14 protein-coding genes are annotated in these 17,221 nt (G+C 55.0%); 8 read left to right on the top strand and 6 right to left on the bottom strand.

Annotated features, from left to right (window positions below):
- The first annotated feature begins 8 nt into the window (after positions 1-8).
- Genes ACTNC3_RS09690 through acrA form a run of 3 tightly spaced genes read left to right on the top strand, consistent with a single transcriptional unit; the run spans position 9 to position 3,107 of the window.
- Positions 9-1,151, top strand: coding sequence for an acyl-CoA dehydrogenase family protein (locus tag ACTNC3_RS09690; protein WP_410043390.1), 1,143 nt, complete (start codon positions 9-11; stop codon positions 1,149-1,151).
- A gap of 15 nt (positions 1,152-1,166) precedes the next feature.
- Positions 1,167-1,967 carry an acryloyl-CoA reductase electron transfer subunit gamma gene (gene acrB / locus ACTNC3_RS09685; protein WP_410043391.1) on the top strand — a complete coding sequence of 267 codons (801 nt, stop codon included), beginning with the start codon at positions 1,167-1,169 and terminating at the stop codon, positions 1,965-1,967.
- Positions 1,968-2,000: 33 nt separating this feature from the next.
- Positions 2,001-3,107, top strand: coding sequence for an acryloyl-CoA reductase electron transfer subunit beta (gene acrA, locus ACTNC3_RS09680; protein WP_410043392.1), 1,107 nt, complete (start codon positions 2,001-2,003; stop codon positions 3,105-3,107).
- A gap of 249 nt (positions 3,108-3,356) precedes the next feature.
- Here acrA and ACTNC3_RS09675 read toward each other — a convergent pair whose 3' ends face one another.
- Positions 3,357-4,619, bottom strand: coding sequence for a cysteine desulfurase family protein (locus tag ACTNC3_RS09675; RefSeq protein ID WP_441227292.1), 1,263 nt, complete (start codon positions 4,617-4,619; stop codon positions 3,357-3,359).
- A 130-nt stretch (positions 4,620-4,749) separates the two neighbouring features.
- Positions 4,750-5,595 carry a Uma2 family endonuclease gene (locus ACTNC3_RS09670; protein WP_441227291.1) on the bottom strand — a complete coding sequence of 282 codons (846 nt, stop codon included), beginning with the start codon at positions 5,593-5,595 and terminating at the stop codon, positions 4,750-4,752.
- A 636-nt stretch (positions 5,596-6,231) separates the two neighbouring features.
- Here ACTNC3_RS09670 and pheS point away from each other — a divergent pair.
- On the top strand, positions 6,232-7,254 hold the full coding sequence (gene pheS, locus ACTNC3_RS09665; RefSeq protein WP_441227290.1) for a phenylalanine--tRNA ligase subunit alpha: 1,023 nt from the start codon (positions 6,232-6,234) through the stop codon (positions 7,252-7,254).
- A 17-nt stretch (positions 7,255-7,271) separates the two neighbouring features.
- Positions 7,272-9,710, top strand: a complete 2,439-nt coding sequence (gene pheT / locus ACTNC3_RS09660) for a phenylalanine--tRNA ligase subunit beta (protein ID WP_441227289.1) — start codon at positions 7,272-7,274, stop codon at positions 9,708-9,710.
- Between the two features lie 55 nt (positions 9,711-9,765).
- Here the strand turns inward: pheT and smpB are convergent, their stop codons facing one another.
- The 4 genes from smpB to murI all read right to left on the bottom strand — a co-directional run bounded on the left by smpB (position 9,766) and on the right by murI (position 13,977).
- Complete coding sequence (gene smpB / locus ACTNC3_RS09655; protein WP_410043397.1) at positions 9,766-10,248, bottom strand: SsrA-binding protein SmpB; 483 nt, start codon at positions 10,246-10,248, stop codon at positions 9,766-9,768.
- A 78-nt stretch (positions 10,249-10,326) separates the two neighbouring features.
- Positions 10,327-12,501 carry a ribonuclease R gene (gene rnr, locus ACTNC3_RS09650; RefSeq protein ID WP_441227288.1) on the bottom strand — a complete coding sequence of 725 codons (2,175 nt, stop codon included), beginning with the start codon at positions 12,499-12,501 and terminating at the stop codon, positions 10,327-10,329.
- A 73-nt stretch (positions 12,502-12,574) separates the two neighbouring features.
- Positions 12,575-12,802, bottom strand: coding sequence for a preprotein translocase subunit SecG (gene secG, locus ACTNC3_RS09645; RefSeq protein WP_410043399.1), 228 nt, complete (start codon positions 12,800-12,802; stop codon positions 12,575-12,577).
- Between the two features lie 353 nt (positions 12,803-13,155).
- Positions 13,156-13,977 carry a glutamate racemase gene (gene murI / locus ACTNC3_RS09640; RefSeq protein ID WP_441227287.1) on the bottom strand — a complete coding sequence of 274 codons (822 nt, stop codon included), beginning with the start codon at positions 13,975-13,977 and terminating at the stop codon, positions 13,156-13,158.
- 260 nt (positions 13,978-14,237) lie between these two features.
- On the opposite strand from murI, the gene hprK reads away from it, so the two are divergent.
- The 3 genes from hprK to rapZ are packed head-to-tail and all read left to right on the top strand — an operon-like array spanning position 14,238 to position 17,026.
- A complete protein-coding gene (gene hprK, locus ACTNC3_RS09635; RefSeq protein ID WP_410043401.1) occupies positions 14,238-15,173 on the top strand; it encodes an HPr(Ser) kinase/phosphatase in 936 nt (311 codons plus the stop codon).
- Between the two features lie 3 nt (positions 15,174-15,176).
- Positions 15,177-16,178, top strand: a complete 1,002-nt coding sequence (murB, locus tag ACTNC3_RS09630; protein WP_441227286.1) for a UDP-N-acetylmuramate dehydrogenase — start codon at positions 15,177-15,179, stop codon at positions 16,176-16,178.
- Positions 16,163-17,026 (top strand): RNase adapter RapZ, encoded by an 864-nt coding sequence (gene rapZ, locus ACTNC3_RS09625; protein ID WP_410043403.1) that lies wholly within the window; start codon positions 16,163-16,165, stop codon positions 17,024-17,026. The genes murB and rapZ overlap by 16 nt, the downstream gene beginning before the upstream one ends.
- The last annotated feature ends 195 nt before the right edge of the window (positions 17,027-17,221 follow it).

The following is a 17,221-nucleotide window of genomic DNA, read 5'->3' as shown; positions in this document are numbered from 1 at the left end:
GAATACGAATGGTTCTTTCAGAAAAATACGAGATGCTGAGAAAAAATTTCCGTAATTTTGCTGAGACGGAATTCACGAAGGAAATTCAGGATCGACTGGATGCTACAGGTGAGTTCGATTTTGAGCTCTATGCGAAGATGGCGAAGTATGGATTCACTGGTGTCAAGATTCCTAGAGAGTATGGCGGACAGGGTGGTGATACCCTTACCTATATGCTGATGGGTGAGGAGTTCGCAAGAGTAATGCCAGTTGCAACCATCTATGTAAACACACCGAACTCTCTTGGTGCTGGTCCTGTTCTTATGTGTGGAACAGAGGAGCAGAAGCAGGCGATTCTTCCAGACGTTGCGGCTGGTAAGAAGAATATCGTTTTCGCTTTAACTGAGCCGGGTGCAGGTTCTGATGCAGGAAGCCTTCAGACCTACGCAGTTGAGGATGGCGATGATTTTATCATCAACGGACGTAAGTGCTTCATTTCCGGTGCACCGTTTGCAGATTATGCTGTTGTATATGCAAAGACTGATCGTACACAGAAGGGAAGCAAGGGCATCTCTATGTTTATCGTCGATATGAAGCTTCCGGGTATCAGCACCGGTAAGCCAGAGGCGAAGATGGGTATCGGCGGTTATCCGACCTCAGATATCAGCTTTGATAATGTTCGCGTAAACAAGAAGTGGTTACTTGGACCGAAGGATAAGGGATTCCAGACCGCGATGAAGACCTTAAATGGTGGACGTCTCGGTGTTGCTGCTCAGTCACTGGGTCTCGCTCAGGGCTGTCTCGAGGAAGCGATTAAGTATTCGAAGGAAAGAGTACAGTTTGGACGTCCGATCGCAAAGAATCAGGCCATCAGCTTCATGCTCGCTGATATGGCAACCGAGATCGAGGCTGCAAGATGCATGATCTATACTGCTGCACAGGAGATGGACGCGAATGATCCTAACACCCCTATGAAGTGTGCGATGTGTAAGTTATATGCTGCTGAGATGGCAAACAGAGTGGCTTATAAGGCACTGCAGATCTTCGGCGGATATGGCTACATCAAGGAGTACAAGATCGAGAGAATGTACCGTGATGCCAGAATCTTCAGTATCTATGAGGGAACCAGCCAGGTACAGCAGATGGTTATTTCTGGTGCACTTTTACATTGATGGGAGGAATCGAACATGAGAATTTTTGTTTGCGTTAAGCAGGTTCCGGATACATCGGGAAAGGTTGCAGTAAATGCAAATGGTACATTGGATCGTGCATCTATGGCAACTATCACCAATCCGGATGATATGAATGCAGTTGAGGCAGCTCTCCAGTTAAAGGATGCTACCGGTTGTCAGGTAACCGTTGTTACCATGGGACCACCTCCAGCAGCGAAGATGTTACGTGAGCTGATCGCAATGGGCGCAGATGATGGCGTACTGATTTCTGCAAGAGAGTTCGGTGGTTCCGATACTTTCGCAACATCCCAGATCATCGCCGGCGCACTCCATCATATGGGTATCGGTAAGGATGACCTGATTTTCTGTGGAAGACAGGCAATCGACGGTGATACCGCACAGGTTGGCCCACAGATCGCAGAGAAGCTCCACCTTCCGCAGGTTACCTACGCAGCCGACATCAAGAAGGATGGCGATGTCCTCGTTGTCAAGAGAATGCTCGAGGATGGCTATATGCAGGTTGAGGTACAGACACCATGTCTCATCACCTGCATCAAGGAGCTGAACACACCGAGATATATGACCGTAAAGGGCATCTTCGACTGCTTCGATAAGCCGATCACGGTTCTCGATTACAATGCACTGAAGGATGAGCCGCTCATCGAGCCGGATACCATCGGCTTAAAGGGCTCCCCGACCAACATCTTCAAGTCATTCACACCGCCTCAGAAGGGGCAGGTTGAGATGATCGAAGGCAGTGCAGAAGAAGCGGCTGCAGCGCTTGCGTCGAAGCTTGCGAAGCAGCATGTAATCTGATGTCGTACACGAGTCGTACAGAAAGGAATAGATATGGCTTACAATAGTGCAAATATTGAAGAATTTCATGATATCTGGGTCTTCTGTGAGCAGCGTGACGGCAAGCTTCAGAACACAGATTTCGAGTTGATCAGCGAAGCAAGAAAGCTCGCAGATCAGAGAGGCTCAAAGCTCATCGGCGTATTACTCGGCCACAACGTAGAGGGTATCGCAAAGGAGCTCGGTGGCTATGGTGCAGATAAGGTGATCGTCTGTGATGATCCTTCCCTCGCCGTCTATACCACCGACGCCTACGCAAAGGTTCTCTGTGATGTCGTGATGGATAAGAAGCCGGAGGTTCTCCTCATCGGTGCTACGACCATCGGTCGTGATCTCGGACCTCGTTGCGCAGGTAGATTACATACCGGTTTAACCGCAGACTGTACACACCTTGATATCGATATGAACAACTATGTACAGTTCTTAAGAGATGCTTCGACGATCGACGTTGATTCTCAGAAGTTTGATATGGAAGATACCAACCTCAAGATGACACGTCCGGCATTCGGTGGTCACCTTATGGCAACCATCATCTGCCCGAGATTCAGACCTTGCATGTCTACAGTACGTCCAGGCGTTATGAAGAAGGCAGCGTTTGATCAGGCAAAGGCTGATCAGTGTGAGATCGAGATGTATCCGGTACAGATTTCCGAGGCTGATCTCAGAACCAAGGTTCTCGAGGTTGTGAAGTCTGCAAAGAAGACCGTTGATCTCGTAGGCGCGGATATCATCGTCGCTGTCGGTATGGGTATCAGTAAGGACGTCGAGAAGGGTAAGCAGCTCGCAGAGGAGCTTGCAGAGGCGCTCGGTGGCGGTGTCGTCGCTGGTTCCAGACCGACCGTTGAGAACGGCTGGCTGACAGAGGATCGTCAGGTTGGACAGACCGGTAAGACCGTTCATCCTAGAATTTATGTTGCACTTGGTATCTCCGGTGCAATTCAGCACAAGGCTGGTATGCAGGACTCCGATATGATTATCGCAGTCAACGCAAACGCCAATGCGCCGATCTTCGAAGTTGCAAACTACGGTATCGTCGGTGATCTTTACGAGGTCGTTCCGAAGATGATCGCAGCCATCAATGACGAAAAGGCAAAGAAGTAATTCGTAGAATACGTCGTTATCTTTTAGATCAATCTAGCGAAAGAGGGGCAGGTCGTTGGACCTGTCCCTCTTGCTTATTAAGACGGAATAAATAGGAAAAGCGCTGATCTGCGGGGTTGCAGGTCAGCGCTTGATTGCGATGATGTACAATTTATGAAACGAAGAATCTTCGTGATATCCGTACCGTTCGATAAAAAATCTGGCAAAATAGACACGGACTGCCTGGAGCGTGGGGAATCTTTCTGTGTATCAGGATGTGATAAATCGGTTCCGATACTGAGGCGACGTCTCCCGTAGGTGGGCGATGATCGGCTTCATGAGATCCACTACTTCATCGACATCCTCTAACGTCGTCTCCGGTCCGATCGTGAGGCGAAGGCTTCCGTAGGCGTCCTCATGGGCGATGCCGATGGCGGTCAGTACATGACTCGGCTCGAGGGAGCCGCTGGCGCAGGCGGAGCCGGCGCTGGCATAGATGTGCTTCTCGTTCAGGAGCAGCAGGAGCGTCTCGCCTTCGATATATTTGAAGCAGACGTTTACGTTATTCGGGAGACGATGCGTCGGATCCCCGTTCAGGCTGGTGTACGGAATCTCGTCAAGCAGGCGCTTTATGAGGTGGTCGCGGACGGCGCTTTCCTGCGTATTCACACCGCAGGCGAGCTCTGCAGCGCGTGCGAAGCCGACGATGCCGGCGACATTTTCCGTGCCGGCGCGACGCCCCCGCTCCTGTTCACCGCCATGCAGGAAGCTCGGAAGCTTCACGCCACGGCGCACATAGAGGAAGCCGACGCCCTTCGGGCCGTTCAGCTTGTGACTGCTCGCTGACATGAGGTCGACCTTCAGTTCATCGACATCGAGTGGGATATGGGCGTACGCCTGGACGGCATCCGTATGGAAGAGGATGCGCTGGCCGGTTTCCGCTGCATGCTTCTGAAGGCGCGCACCGATCTCTGCGATCGGCTCGAGGGTGCCGATTTCGTTGTTCGCCACCATGATGCTGACGAGCAGCGTATCCGGACGGATCGCCGCCATCACCGCATCCGGATCGACATGGCCCTCATGGTCGACCGGAAGATAGGTCACATCGAAGCCCCGCTTCTCGAGATACGCGCAGGTATGGAGGATCGCGTGATGCTCGATCTGGTCGGTGATGATATGACCGCACTTCATCGATGCTTTACTGCTGCACCGGTATTTCTGGTCGACTGCGGCTGCAGTAGCCTGCGGCTGCAGAGTTTTCGAAAGCTGTTCACGTCCAGCCTCGCATGTGCTGATCAGCGCCCAGTTGTCCGACTCGGTGCCGCCGCTCGTGAAGTAAATTTCAGATGGTTTCGCGCCGATGGTGGTCGCGATGGTACGACGACTGCGCTCGATCGCCGCCTTCGCGCGCTGGCCATAGGTGTAGACGGTGGAAGCATTGCCATACTCCGTGGTGAGGTAGGGCATCATCGCCTCCAGTGCTTCTTTCGAAAGCGGCGTGGTCGCCGCATGATCCATGTAATAATCCTTCATTCTGGCCTCTTCTAATCTAAGCCCTCGAGCGACAATGCATGTCGGAGGGTGATGTGGTTTTTATCTGCTTCGGATATATGCCCTCGGATGACATATGCAAATCGGAGGGCGATGCGTATGCTGATTTTCTTTAGAGAAATCCGTCTTCTGCCAGCTCATTATAAATCAAATCGAAGTCGATTTCACACTTTCCTTCGCTGATGCCGACTGGAATCTGATCGTGAAAACCATAGATGAAGATGTCGTCCTCTGCGAGATCCTTGAAATAATAGAGGATGATTTTCTGCCGTTCCGGGTCGATCAGCCAGTACTCGCGTACACCGGCGCTTTCGTACTTCAGTTTCTTGATTTCCTGGTCGTACTTCCGGTTCGATGGCGAGAGGATTTCCATGACGAGGTCCGGGGCACCATCGATGTAGCGGTACTGCAGCATTGACCTGTCACAGAAGAGGATGATGTCCGGGGAAATCAACGTCTGGTCGTCGCGGTCGAGGCGCACGCCGACATCCGAAACCATGACCTTACAGGGCGCTTTATGGCGATCGATGCAGGACCAGAGCTGACGGTAGATGCCCTGCATGATCAATACATGCGGAATCGACGGTTGCGACATCTCATAGATGTACCCATCGATGAGCTCAAAGCGCTTATCCTTCGGCAGTGATTCGAGATCTGAAATCGTAAAATTTCCCTGCAGTTTCTCTGCAGCGCTCTGATCACCATACCCGCCGGCGTACTCGCGCAGTGCCTGATCCGGAACGAGATTCGTATAGTGCACGGTGTTCCTGTGCGTCCGGTGGAACTGGGACGGGGCGAGCACCAGTGTCAGTCGCTCGATCGTCTCCAGCCGTGGAGCCTTCGTGTAGCCACCGAAAATCTTTCGTATCGTTCCGACCGGTACCCCGCTCAGCTCGGACAGCTTCTCGTAGCTGAAGCCCAGCTCGCGTCGTCGCGCACACATCTCTTCAAGCGTCATAGTGATGATCTCCCTTCGTTCGGATATTCGGGTATTCATAAATCTGGATAAACATATAATTCAGCTTCAGATATTCATATTATACTATGGAACGGATAAAATGGGTACTATAAGAATAATATACGAGCGGTATACGGATAGTTAATTACGGATTGTGAGCGGATACGGAGAAGAAACGGTAGGGGAAATGATACAGCATGACAGGAGAAGTCGGGACGCCCTGTAAGCCCCCCTTGACTTTTCTGTGGTCAGGAAATAAACTATAGAAAGTTTGATTTTCTTCCATATAATGTGGTGGAGGGTCAGACAGCCTATAGTGAATAAATACATGGAAGGTGTTCAGTAGTTCAGAATCGTTTCTCCTGAGAGAGTGACCGTGACACGCTGCGAGCGGTCTGAGAAATCTCTGATACGAATTTTCGCACTGGAGTTGTCCGGGGGAAGGCCTGCGTAAAGGCGCGGTGCTGGTAGTTCGGAACGTGGATGCGCGTTAAGCATAGTGAGTGCCTGTGGGTGAAGCTTCGTGACGATGTCGTGACGGAAGCATTGGCTACGGGAACAAGGGTGGTACCGCGATGATTCGTCCCTGTGTGTCGTAAGACATGCAGGGTTTTTTTTATCATGAAGGAGAGAAGAATGGATAATTCAAAGCTTGAAGAGTTGAAAAAGCTTGCGCAGGAGAGTATCCGCGAAGCGCAGGACACGAATGCACTGAATGATGTGCGTGTTCGTTTCCTTGGTAAGAAGGGTGAGATCACCTCGCTGCTGAAGTCCATGAAGGATCTGAGCGCAGAGGAGAAGCCGAAGTTCGGTCAGCTGGTCAATGCACTTCGCCAGCAGGTCGAGGAGGAGCTTCAGGAGCATATGACGGAGCTTCAGAAGAAGGCACGTGAGGCGAAGATGGCGGCCGAGACGATCGATGTGACGCTGCCGGCGAAGAAGATGCAGTATGGTCACGCGCATCCGAATACGAAGGCCCTTGAGGAGGTCGAGCGTATCTTCATCGGCATGGGCTATGAGGTCGTCGAGGGTCCGGAGGTTGAGTACGATGAGTACAACTTCGAGAAGCTGAACATCCCGAAGGGCCACCCGGCGAGAGACGAGCAGGATACCTTCTATATCGGAAACAATATCCTGCTTCGTACACAGACGTCGTCCGTACAGGCGCGTGTGATGGAGAAGGGCAAGCTTCCGATCCGTATGATCTGTCCGGGCCGTGTATTCCGTTCGGACGCCGTGGATGCTACCCACTCCCCGTCCTTCCATCAGATCGAGGGTCTCGTCATCGATAAGCACGTGACCTTCGCAGATCTGAAGGGCACCCTCGATACCTTCGCGAAGGAGATGTTCGGACCGGAGACGAAGACCAAGCTTCGTCCGCACCACTTCCCGTTCACGGAGCCGTCGGCAGAGGTCGATGTGAGTTGCTTCAAGTGCGGTGGCAAGGGCTGCCGTTTCTGTAAGGGTGAGGGCTGGATCGAGATCCTCGGCTGCGGTATGGTACACCCGCACGTACTCGAGATGTGCGGTATCGATCCGAACGAGTACCAGGGCTTCGCCTTCGGTGTGGGCCTCGAGCGTATCGCGCTGCTCAAGTATGAAATCGATGACATGCGTCTTCTCTATGAGAATGATACACGTTTTCTGAATCAGTTCTAAGAAGGGGAGGAAATAGCATGAATACATCCATGAACTGGATCAAGGAGTATGTTCCGGAGCTCGACTGTACACCGAAGGAGTGGACAGATGCCATGACGCTGACCGGTACGAAGGTCGAGACCTGCACCATTTTAAATAAGAACCTCGATAAGATCGTGACCGGACAGATCAAGTCCATCGAGCCGCATCCAGATGCGACGAAGCTTGTCATCTGCCAGGTCGATGTCGGTGCGTCCGAGCTCATTCAGATCGTGACTGGCGCGTCGAACATGAAAGTCGGCGATGTGGTGCCGGTCGTGCTCGACGGTGGTAAGGTCGCCGGCGGACATGACGGCGGTGCGCTTCCGGAGGATGGCATCGAGATCCATGCTGGTAAGCTGCGTGGCGTAGAATCCTACGGTATGATGTGCTCCATCGAGGAGCTCGGCTCCAGCCGTGAGTTCTATCCGGAGGCACCGGAGTCTGGTCTCTACATCTTCCCGGAGGGTACCGCGGTCGGCCAGGATGCGCCGACGCTGCTCGGACTGAACGATGCGATCCACGAGTATGAGATCACCTCGAACCGTGTGGACTGCTACAGTGTGATCGGTATCGCGCGTGAGGCAGCCGCAACCTTCGGCAAGCGCTTCCATATGCCGGCAGAGGAGAAGTCGGGCAATGCTGAGGATATCCACGATTACCTCAAGGTGTCCGTCGAGGATACGGATCTCTGTCCGCGTTATACCGCACGCATGGTGAAGAATATCCAGCTCGCACCATCACCGAAGTGGATGCAGATCCGCCTCGCGAGTGCCGGTATCCGTCCGATCAACAACATCGTCGACATCACGAACTATGTGATGCTCGAGTACGGTCAGCCGATGCACAGCTATGACTACGATAAGATCCGTGGCCACGAGATCATCGTGAAGCGTGCACAGGACGGTGACGAGTTCGAGACCCTCGACGGTCAGATGAGAACCCTCGATCACAGCATCCTGACGATCTGCGATGCAGAGGGCGCGATCGGCCTCGCCGGTATCATGGGCGGGGAGAACTCGAAGATCACCGACGATGTGAAGGCCATGGTCTTCGAGGCTGCGACCTTCGACGGTACCAACATCCGCTTAAGTGCTCGTAAGGTCGGCAACCGTACGGATGCGTCCGGCTACTTCGAGAAGGGCCTCGACCCGAACCTCGCAGAGTCTGCCATCAATCGTGCATGTGCCCTGATCGAGCAGCTCGGCGCCGGTGAGGTGGTCGGTGGTATCATCGACGTCTATCCGGTGAAGCGGGAGCCGTCGGTCGTAGTCTGCAAGGCGTCTGAGATCAATCACCTGATCGGCTTCGATCTCACGGCAGAGGAGATGAAGGCCTACCTCGAGAAGATCGAGCTCTCGACCGAGATCGGTGCGGATGGCGACACCCTGACCGTGACCGCGCCGACCTTCCGTCAGGATATCCACCGCATGTGTGACGTCGCGGAGGAGGTTCTCCGTTTCTACGGTTATGCGAATGTCTCCATGACCCTTCCATCGGGTGGCGATGTCGCCGGCGGACTGGCTCCGGACCTCGCGGTCAATGAGCGTGTACGTCACTACGCACAGGCGCTCGGCTATTCCCAGGCCTTCATGTACAGCTTCGAGTCTCCGAAGGTATATGATAAGCTCCTGTTCCCGGCCGATGCGATGGAGCGTCAGCAGGTGAAGATTCTGAACCCGCTCGGTGAGGACTTCTCGGTGATGCGTACGTCCAGCATGAACGGTATGCTGAGCTCACTCAGCACGAACTATAACCGTCGTAATCGTGATGCACGTCTCTATGAGATGGCGTCCATCTACATCCCGAAGTCTCTGCCGCTGACGGAGCTTCCGGATGAGCGTATGACGCTGACCCTCGGTGAGATCGGAGAGGGCGACTTCTTCACGATGAAGGGCGATGTCGAGGTGATCCTGAACCAGCTCGGCCTCACGGGCCGCTACCACTATGACGCAGCCGGCTGTGCGAAGCCGTTCCTGCACCCGGGCAGACGCGCAAATATCATTTACGGTGGTCATGTGATCGGTTACCTCGGTGAGGTTCACCCGGAGGTTCTCGAGAACTACGCGATCGGCGAGGCGGCGTATGTCGCGGTCGTCGATATGCCGGAGGTGTATCCGCTGGTCAATGATGACACCAAGTACGTTCCGCTGGCGAAGTTCCCGTCGGTAAGCCGTGACTTCTCGATGCTCGTGCCGCACGCCGTAACAGCTGGTCAGATCGAGGATATCCTCGTACAGCGCGCCGGTAAGCTCTGTGAGCGCGTCGAGCTCTTCGACGTATACGAGGGCGCACAGGTGCTCGCGGGCTTCAAGTCGATGGCCTACAAGGTGACCCTTCGTGCACAGGATCACACGCTCACCGACGATGAGATCGGAAGTGTCGTAAAGAAGATTCTGAACGGACTCGAGCGCCTCGGCGTAAGCCTTCGTTCGTAAAACATTTGAACACTAAAAAAGACTTCGGAGAAATCCGAAGTCTTTTTTGTTAAGATCAGATGCGAAGGTTTGCGCCCTTGAAGTCGCGCTCGAGTTCGCGCTTCTGCTGCTTCTTTGCGAGGTCTGCGCGCTTGTCGTAGAGCTTCTTGCCTCGGCAGAGGCCGATTTCGACCTTCACGAGGGAGCGGCGGAAGTAGACGCGGAGCGGGACGAGGGCGTAGCCGTCCTCCTTCAGCTTGCCGAGGATTTTATTGATCTCGGACTTATGGAGGAGGAGCTTGCGGTCGCGCAGCGGGTCCTTGTTAAAGATGTTGCCCTTCTCGTACGGATTCACATGCATGCCGTAGATGAAGACCTCTCCGTTTTTTATGTTGCAGAAGGATTCCTTGATAGAGCACTGGCCGAGGCGGAGGGACTTGACCTCTGTGCCCGCGAGCTCGATGCCGCACTCGAAGGTCTCATCCACGAAGTAGTCGTGGTAGGCCTTCTTGTTGTTTGCGATGAGCTTGGTGCCTTCTTCTTTTCCGTGATTTGCCATGATAGTACCTCTCTGCTTACTGATGAACAGTCCTAGTATGACAGGATTTTTACAGAATTTCAATCAACCTGTGGTTTCTCATGCCTCACTGTCTTCCGGGCCCAGGAGCTGGAAGTCGATGGTACGTGTGAGTTTGTCTGCATTGAGCACCCGTACACGGACGTGGTCACCGAGACGATAGGTACGGCCGGTACGTTCACCGACCAGCTCGTACTTGTCTTCGCGGAAGATGTAGTAGTCGGAGTCCATGAGGCGGACAGCGCACATGCCTTCGACGGTGTTCGGGAGCTGGACATAGATGCCGTAGTTTGTGACGCCGGAGATGACGCCGTCGAACTCCTCATCGATGTGGTGACGCATCCACTCGCATTCCTTCAGCTTGTCGGTCTCACGCTCCGCTTCGTCAGCGCGGCGCTCGAGGGTAGAAGAGCGGTCGGCGACGGCCGGGAGCAGGTTCTTATAGTGCTCGAGGCGGCGCTTGTCGAGCTCACCGCGGAGGTCCTCCTTGATGATCCGGTGGATCTGGAGGTCCGGATAGCGTCGGATCGGAGAGGTGAAGTGACAGTAGTACTTCGCCGCGAGGCCGAAGTGACCGGAGCACTCGGTGGAGTAGCGGGCCTGCTTGAGGGAGCGGAGGGTCATCGTCTTGATGATCGGCTCCTCCGGGGTGCCGACGATGGCATCGAGGAGCTTCTGCACCTCCTTCGGGCGGATGCTCTCGTCATCGCGGATGCGGATGAAGTGGCCGAAGCTCTCGATGGCGAGGCTGAGCTGCTGGAACTTCTCGGCATCCGGCTTCTCGTGTACACGGAAGACGAACGGAACCTGCTGCCAGAAGAAGTCCTCGGCGACGGTTTCGTTGGCCGCGAGCATGAAGTCCTCGATCAGCATGTGGGCTTCGTTACGCTCGTACGGGTGAATGTCGGTGACGTGGCCCTGTGCATCGAGGATGATCTTCGTCTCCGGGAAGTCGAAGTCGATGCCACCACGCTCGTAGCGGCGCTTGCGGAGGAGCTGAGACAGCTCGTACATGCGCTCGAGCAGTGGCTTATACGGCAGGTAGGAGGCGATGTCCTCGCCGTTCGTGAGCTCCGTGTTCGTGAGGATCGCGTGCACGCCGCTGTAGCTCATGCGCTTGTCGGAGCGGATGACGGACTCACAGATCTCGTGGTTCAGAATCCTGCCGCTGGCGTCGATGTCCATGACGCAGGAGAGGGTCAGGCGATCCTCCTCCGGGTTCAGGGAGCAGATGCCGTTGCAGAGCACACGTGGCAGCATCGGGATCACGCGGTCCGTGAGGTAGACGGAGGTGCCGCGGTTCAGGGCTTCCTGATCGATCAGCGAGTGCTCCTTCACATATTCCGTGACATCCGCGATGTGGACATAGAGGCGGTACTGCTTCGTCGTCTCGTCGTACTCGAGGGAAACGGCGTCGTCGAGGTCCTTCGCGTCCTCACCGTCGATGGTGATGGTGGTGAGCGGACGGAAGTCGTGCTGCCGGCGACGCGCGATGGTGTCCTCCGGCACGGTCTCCGGGATCGCCTGGGCAGCGCGCATGATGTCCTTCGGAAAGGCTTCCGGGAGCCCGTAGGCCCGGACGATGGAGAGAATGTCGACGCCCGGATCATTGACATGGCCGAGGATCTCGGTGATGACACCCTCCGGACTGTGCTTCTCATCCCCGTAGTTCATGATTTTCACGACGACCTTGTGTCCGTTTACGGCGTGCATATCCTTCCCCTGCGGGATGTAGATGTCCTTCAGGATCCGCTGGTTGTCCGGCTCGACGAAGCCGACGGATTTATTCTTATGATAGAAGCCGACGATTTCCTTATGGGCATGCTCGAGGATCTGGGTGATGTGTCCCTCGGAGCGATGGTTCGCGTCTGCACTGCGGGTGATGATGATGCGCACGCGATCACCGTCGAGCGCCTCACCGACATAATCGGCCGGGATAAAGATGTCCGGCTCATTTTCGTGGCCCTCCATCGACACGAAGCCGAAGCCACGTGGATGCGCATGGAAGGTGCCGACATGTGTGAAATTTTCTGTGCGGCCATACTTTCCCTTCTGGGAGATGCCGATGCGGCCCTCCGATACGAGACGGTCCAGCACCTCCTGGAGGGCGGCACGCTCCGGCTTCGGAATACCGATCAGCATGGCCATTTCCTTCGCTTTCATCGGCTGATAGATCGGATCCTTCACGAGATCCACGATCAGCTTCGCGAGTTTTTCCTTTTGATAATCCTGCATAAGTTTCCTCATTAAAAAATAAAACCTGCATACAAAACGTATGCAGGTACATCGTATCAAATCTTATTCGTCATTACCAGATAACGTCGAGAACAAGCGCTACGACGAAGAAGAGCACAGCTGCGATCTTCGTGAACTTCTCCAGTCCGCCCTCGATGGAACGGCCTTTGTTCTTGCCCCAGTAGGTGTCGGCCATACCGGAGATGGCACCGAGACCCTGGCTCTTACCTTCCTGCATCAGAATGATAGCGGAAAGAGCAACGCCTAAAATACAGAATATAATGACAAGTGCGATTTTCATAAATCTTCACCACCTCATACATAGTTTTACAAATACCTATGGACTATAACACACTCGTCCGGAATGTGCAAGTGGAAGTTCTACGCATTTCAGCCGCATTTCACGGTGACCGAAGCCGGGCCGTGGTGGAACGGAGGGCCGATCACGCATTTCGGGTCTGTCAACCAGGCTTTCTGCAAGTGGCGTCAGACCATCGCCCGATACTCGGCCTGTTTTCCTGATGGAAAACAGACCTCAGACAATTCGGGCGTACATAGGACATTGGGACGCCCCTAGCAGAAAGCCTGGGACAGACATCGAAATGCTCTACGGTCCCTCCGTCCTCACCACGGCCCGGCTTCGGATGCTACGTTTCAGTTTTCCGGTGCGTATGTAAATGGCAGGTCGAGGAGTTTCTGCTGAAGCGCGACGGCTTCCTGTCCGGGAACGCTGGAGTAGAGGGTGATCGTGCCTGCAGCGTCGGAAGCATTGACGAGATGCGCTTCCTGAAGGCGACGCTTCGTTTCGCGGGCGGTTCCATAGGCACCGTCATAGAAGGTGAAGTCGTAGCCGAGGGCGTTTCGGATGGCATCCATCGCGAACGGGAAATGGGTGCACCCGAGGACGACGCTGTCGACGAGGAGACCGTCACCGCCGTCTTCTTTTTTGCGGAACGGGCGGAGAAGGTCCTGAAGATAGCGCAGGAGCTCGTCTGAGTTTTCCTTTCCGGCTTCCACGAGCGGCACGATGCCTGGCGCGGCGACCGGATGGATCTCGGCGGCGTCGCTGAAGCGACCGATCAGGTGGTGCAGTCGCTCGCCGTGAATCGTGGATGCGGTCGCAAGCACGAGTACGCGCGGATGTTTCGTTTCGGCGTGATCCACCGCAGACTTCACCGCCGGCTCCATGCCGATGATGATGAGCTCCGGATACTTCGCGCGGAGCCAGTCAGCCGCGGCAGAGGTCGCTGTGTTGCAGGCGATGACGATGGCCTTGCAGCCATGTGCCAGAAGGAACTCTACATTGGCATCCGACATCTCACGGATACGCGCCTCCGGCTGATCGCCGTAGGGCGCGTGGATGCTGTCCCCAAAGAATATATAATTTTCGTTCGGCATATCGTGACGGAGGATCCGAAGAACGGAGATCCCACCGACACCAGAATCGAAAACGCCGATCGGAGAGTTTGAATTCATATGATTTACTTCCTGTTATATCGATGTATATCGATGTTATATTGCATTCGTACTAATATTCGTATCTTAGTTCATTTGGTGTGGTTCCGCAACTCACAGGGGTTCGGAACTGTTACTTCGGTCATAGCATAGTGTGCTGTGTGTGCCCCTCGCAGTTGATTTTTACCCTTCAACAAAATATACTAACTTTAGTATGTCGACAGGCAGAACCTGGTTCGGATGAAATCGGCCAGAGGAAGAGACATGAAGGAGAGACGAAGATGCAGACAGTAGATAAGGTGAGTGTTACAGAGCTGATCGAGAAGGAAGGACTCAAAAATCTGACACCAGATATCGATACAGACCATAAATATATCACGATTCCAGATGTGAACCGTCCGGCGTTACAGCTTGCGGGCTTTTTCGACCAGTTTGATTCTGAGCGTGTGCAGATCATCGGTAATGTAGAGACGGCGTACCTGATGACCTTTGATGCACCGGAGCGCCGTGCGAAGTATGCAGCGCTGTCGAAGTATCCGATTCCGGTCATTATCTATGCACGTGGGATCGAGCCGGACAGCTGCATGATCGATGCGTGCCGCAATGCGGGGATCCCGCTGCTGCAGTCGACGCGTATGACGACGGAGCTGGAGGCGACGATCATCAGCTGGCTGAAGGTCCGGATGGCACCGATGATTTCCGTGCACGGCGTGCTTGTCGATGTATATGGTGAGGGCGTGCTGATCATGGGCGATTCCGGTATCGGTAAGTCTGAGGCCGCGCTCGAGCTCATAAAGCGTGGACATCGTCTCGTGGCGGATGACGTCGTCGAGCTCCGCAAGGTCTCCGATGATACCCTCGTCGGCAGTGCGCCGGATATCACACGTCACTTCATCGAGCTGCGCGGCATCGGGATCATCGACGTCAAGCAGATGTTCGGTGTCGAGTGCGTGAAGGATACCCAGAGCATCAACATGGTCATCAAGCTCGCTGACTGGTCGAAGGATAAGGATTACGACCGTCTCGGCCTCAAGGATAATTACACCGAGTTCCTCGGCAACAAGGTGATCTGCTACGATATTCCGGTTCGCCCGGGGCGCAATGTCGCCATCATCGTCGAGTGTGCTGCGGTCAACAACCGTGCGAAGAAGATGGGCTACAACGCGGCGCAGGTGCTCTACGAGCGTGTCACCGCAAACATGAAGAACGGAAACTGATTTATGAAAATACTGAAAAATGAACCTCTGAAGCAGCATACGAGCTTCCGGGTCGGTGGCCCGGCAAAGGTCTATGTGATTCCGGAGGATATCGAGGAGCTTCAGAAGCTGATTCGCTTCCTCCACGAAGAGAAGCTCCCGTATGACATCATCGGAAACGGCACGAATCTGCTGGTAAGCGATGCCGGCGTCGATCATGTCGTCGTAGAGATCGGCCGTGCGCTGGAGGGCATCGAGCTTCTTCCAGAGGCCAATGCTTCCGACGCGGCATCACCGCTTCGCGGGTTGTCGTCCTCGATCGGAACAGCTGCGCGCGTGGCGTCGGACGCTGCGGAATCTGAGAACAGTGCTGCAGTGAACGAAGCAGCCGAAGAGAAAATCTACTATCTCCGTGTGCTGGCCGGCACCCTGCTCAGTAAGGCGGCGCAGTTTGCAGCGACGCAGGAGCTCAGCGGTATGGAGGCACTCCGCGGCATCCCGGGCACCCTCGGCGGTGCGGTGACGATGAATGCGGGTGCGTATGGCACGGAGATGAAGGATGTGCTGTACTCCGTGGACGTCCTGACACCGGAAGGGGAGCTTCGGACCCTGACGCCGGCGGAGCTTGCGCTCGGCTACCGGCATAGCGTGATCCCCGAGAGAGGGTATATCGTCGTGGCGGCGACATTGGCACTGCGAAAGGGAGACCCGGCGGAGATAAAGGCGCGGATGGCCGATTTCCAGAACCGGCGGAAGGAGAAGCAGCCGCTCGACAAGGCTTCGGCGGGATCGACCTTCAAGCGGCCGGAGGGTTACTTCGCCGGCAAGCTGATCGAGGACACAGGACTCCGTGGCTTCCGGCACGGCGGTGCGCAGGTGAGCGAGAAGCACTGCGGCTTCGTCATCAACGACGGAACCGCGCGGGCAGCAGACATCTACTGGCTGATCGGAGAGGTTCGGAAGCGGGTCCTCCTGGAGCAGCACGTAGAGCTGACACCGGAGGTGAAGCTATGGGGAAACTTTTAATCGTGACGGGGATGAGTGGCGCCGGCAAGACGATCGCACTGAAGTCCCTCGAGGATATGGGGTACTACTGTGTCGACAATCTGCCGATTCCGCTGATCGATAAATTCGCGGAGCTGATCGTCGACGGTCATGAGCAGATCACGAAGGCGGCACTCGGGATCGATGTGCGCTCCGGCAGGGATCTGCCGCTGCTGAAGGAGGTGCTCGACACCTGGGACATCCGGGGACGCATCGACTACGAAATCGTATTTCTCGATGCCTCCGACGAAACCCTCCTCAAGCGCTTCAAGGAGACCCGGCGTGCGCACCCGCTCAGTAAGGATGGCCGTGTCGAAACCGGCATCGAGGCGGAGCGGAAGGAGATGAGCTGGCTCAAGGAAAAGGCCGACTACATCATCGATACCTCGCATCTGCTCACGAAGGAGCTGCGCGGACAGCTCGCGGATATCTTCGAGGGTCAGAAGGCATATGAGAATCTGCAGGTGACGATCCTCAGCTTCGGCTTTAAGAATGGGATTCCGGAGGATGCAGATCTGCTGTTCGATGTACGTTTCCTGCCGAATCCCTACTACGATCCGGAGCTTCGGAGCCATACCGGCCTCGAGCAGAGTGTGCGCGATTACGTCTGTCAGGACGGCGTCGCAGAAGAATTTCTCCAGAAGCTCTATGATATGATCTGCTTTCTGATCCCGCATTATATCGAGGAGGGAAAGAATCAGCTCGTGATCGGCGTCGGCTGTACGGGCGGGCATCACCGCTCCGTCACCATCGCAGAGCTCCTCTATGAGCGCCTGAAGAAAACGGCGGATTACGGACTGCGCATCGACCACCGGGATATCGAACGCTGAGCGGTGCGGAGCAGCACAGTCCAGGCCGGTGCGCGCAGGACCTGGAACAGAAGCCGTTCGGAGAGGACGAGTAAAATATACCAGAACGAACAGTGTATGGAGGCAGAGTTGGGCGCAAAAGCGAAGACGAGAACATCTTTTTCAGCCAGAGTGAAACAGGAGCTACGCAAAAAAGACTTTACAGTCTCTGAAAAA

Source organism: Oribacterium sp. HCP3S3_B9, assembly GCF_052064255.1.
Lineage (GTDB): Bacteria > Bacillota > Clostridia > Lachnospirales > Lachnospiraceae > Oribacterium.
The sequence above is the reverse complement of the archived record's forward strand: the minus strand, read 5'-3'. Positions and strand labels throughout refer to the sequence as shown.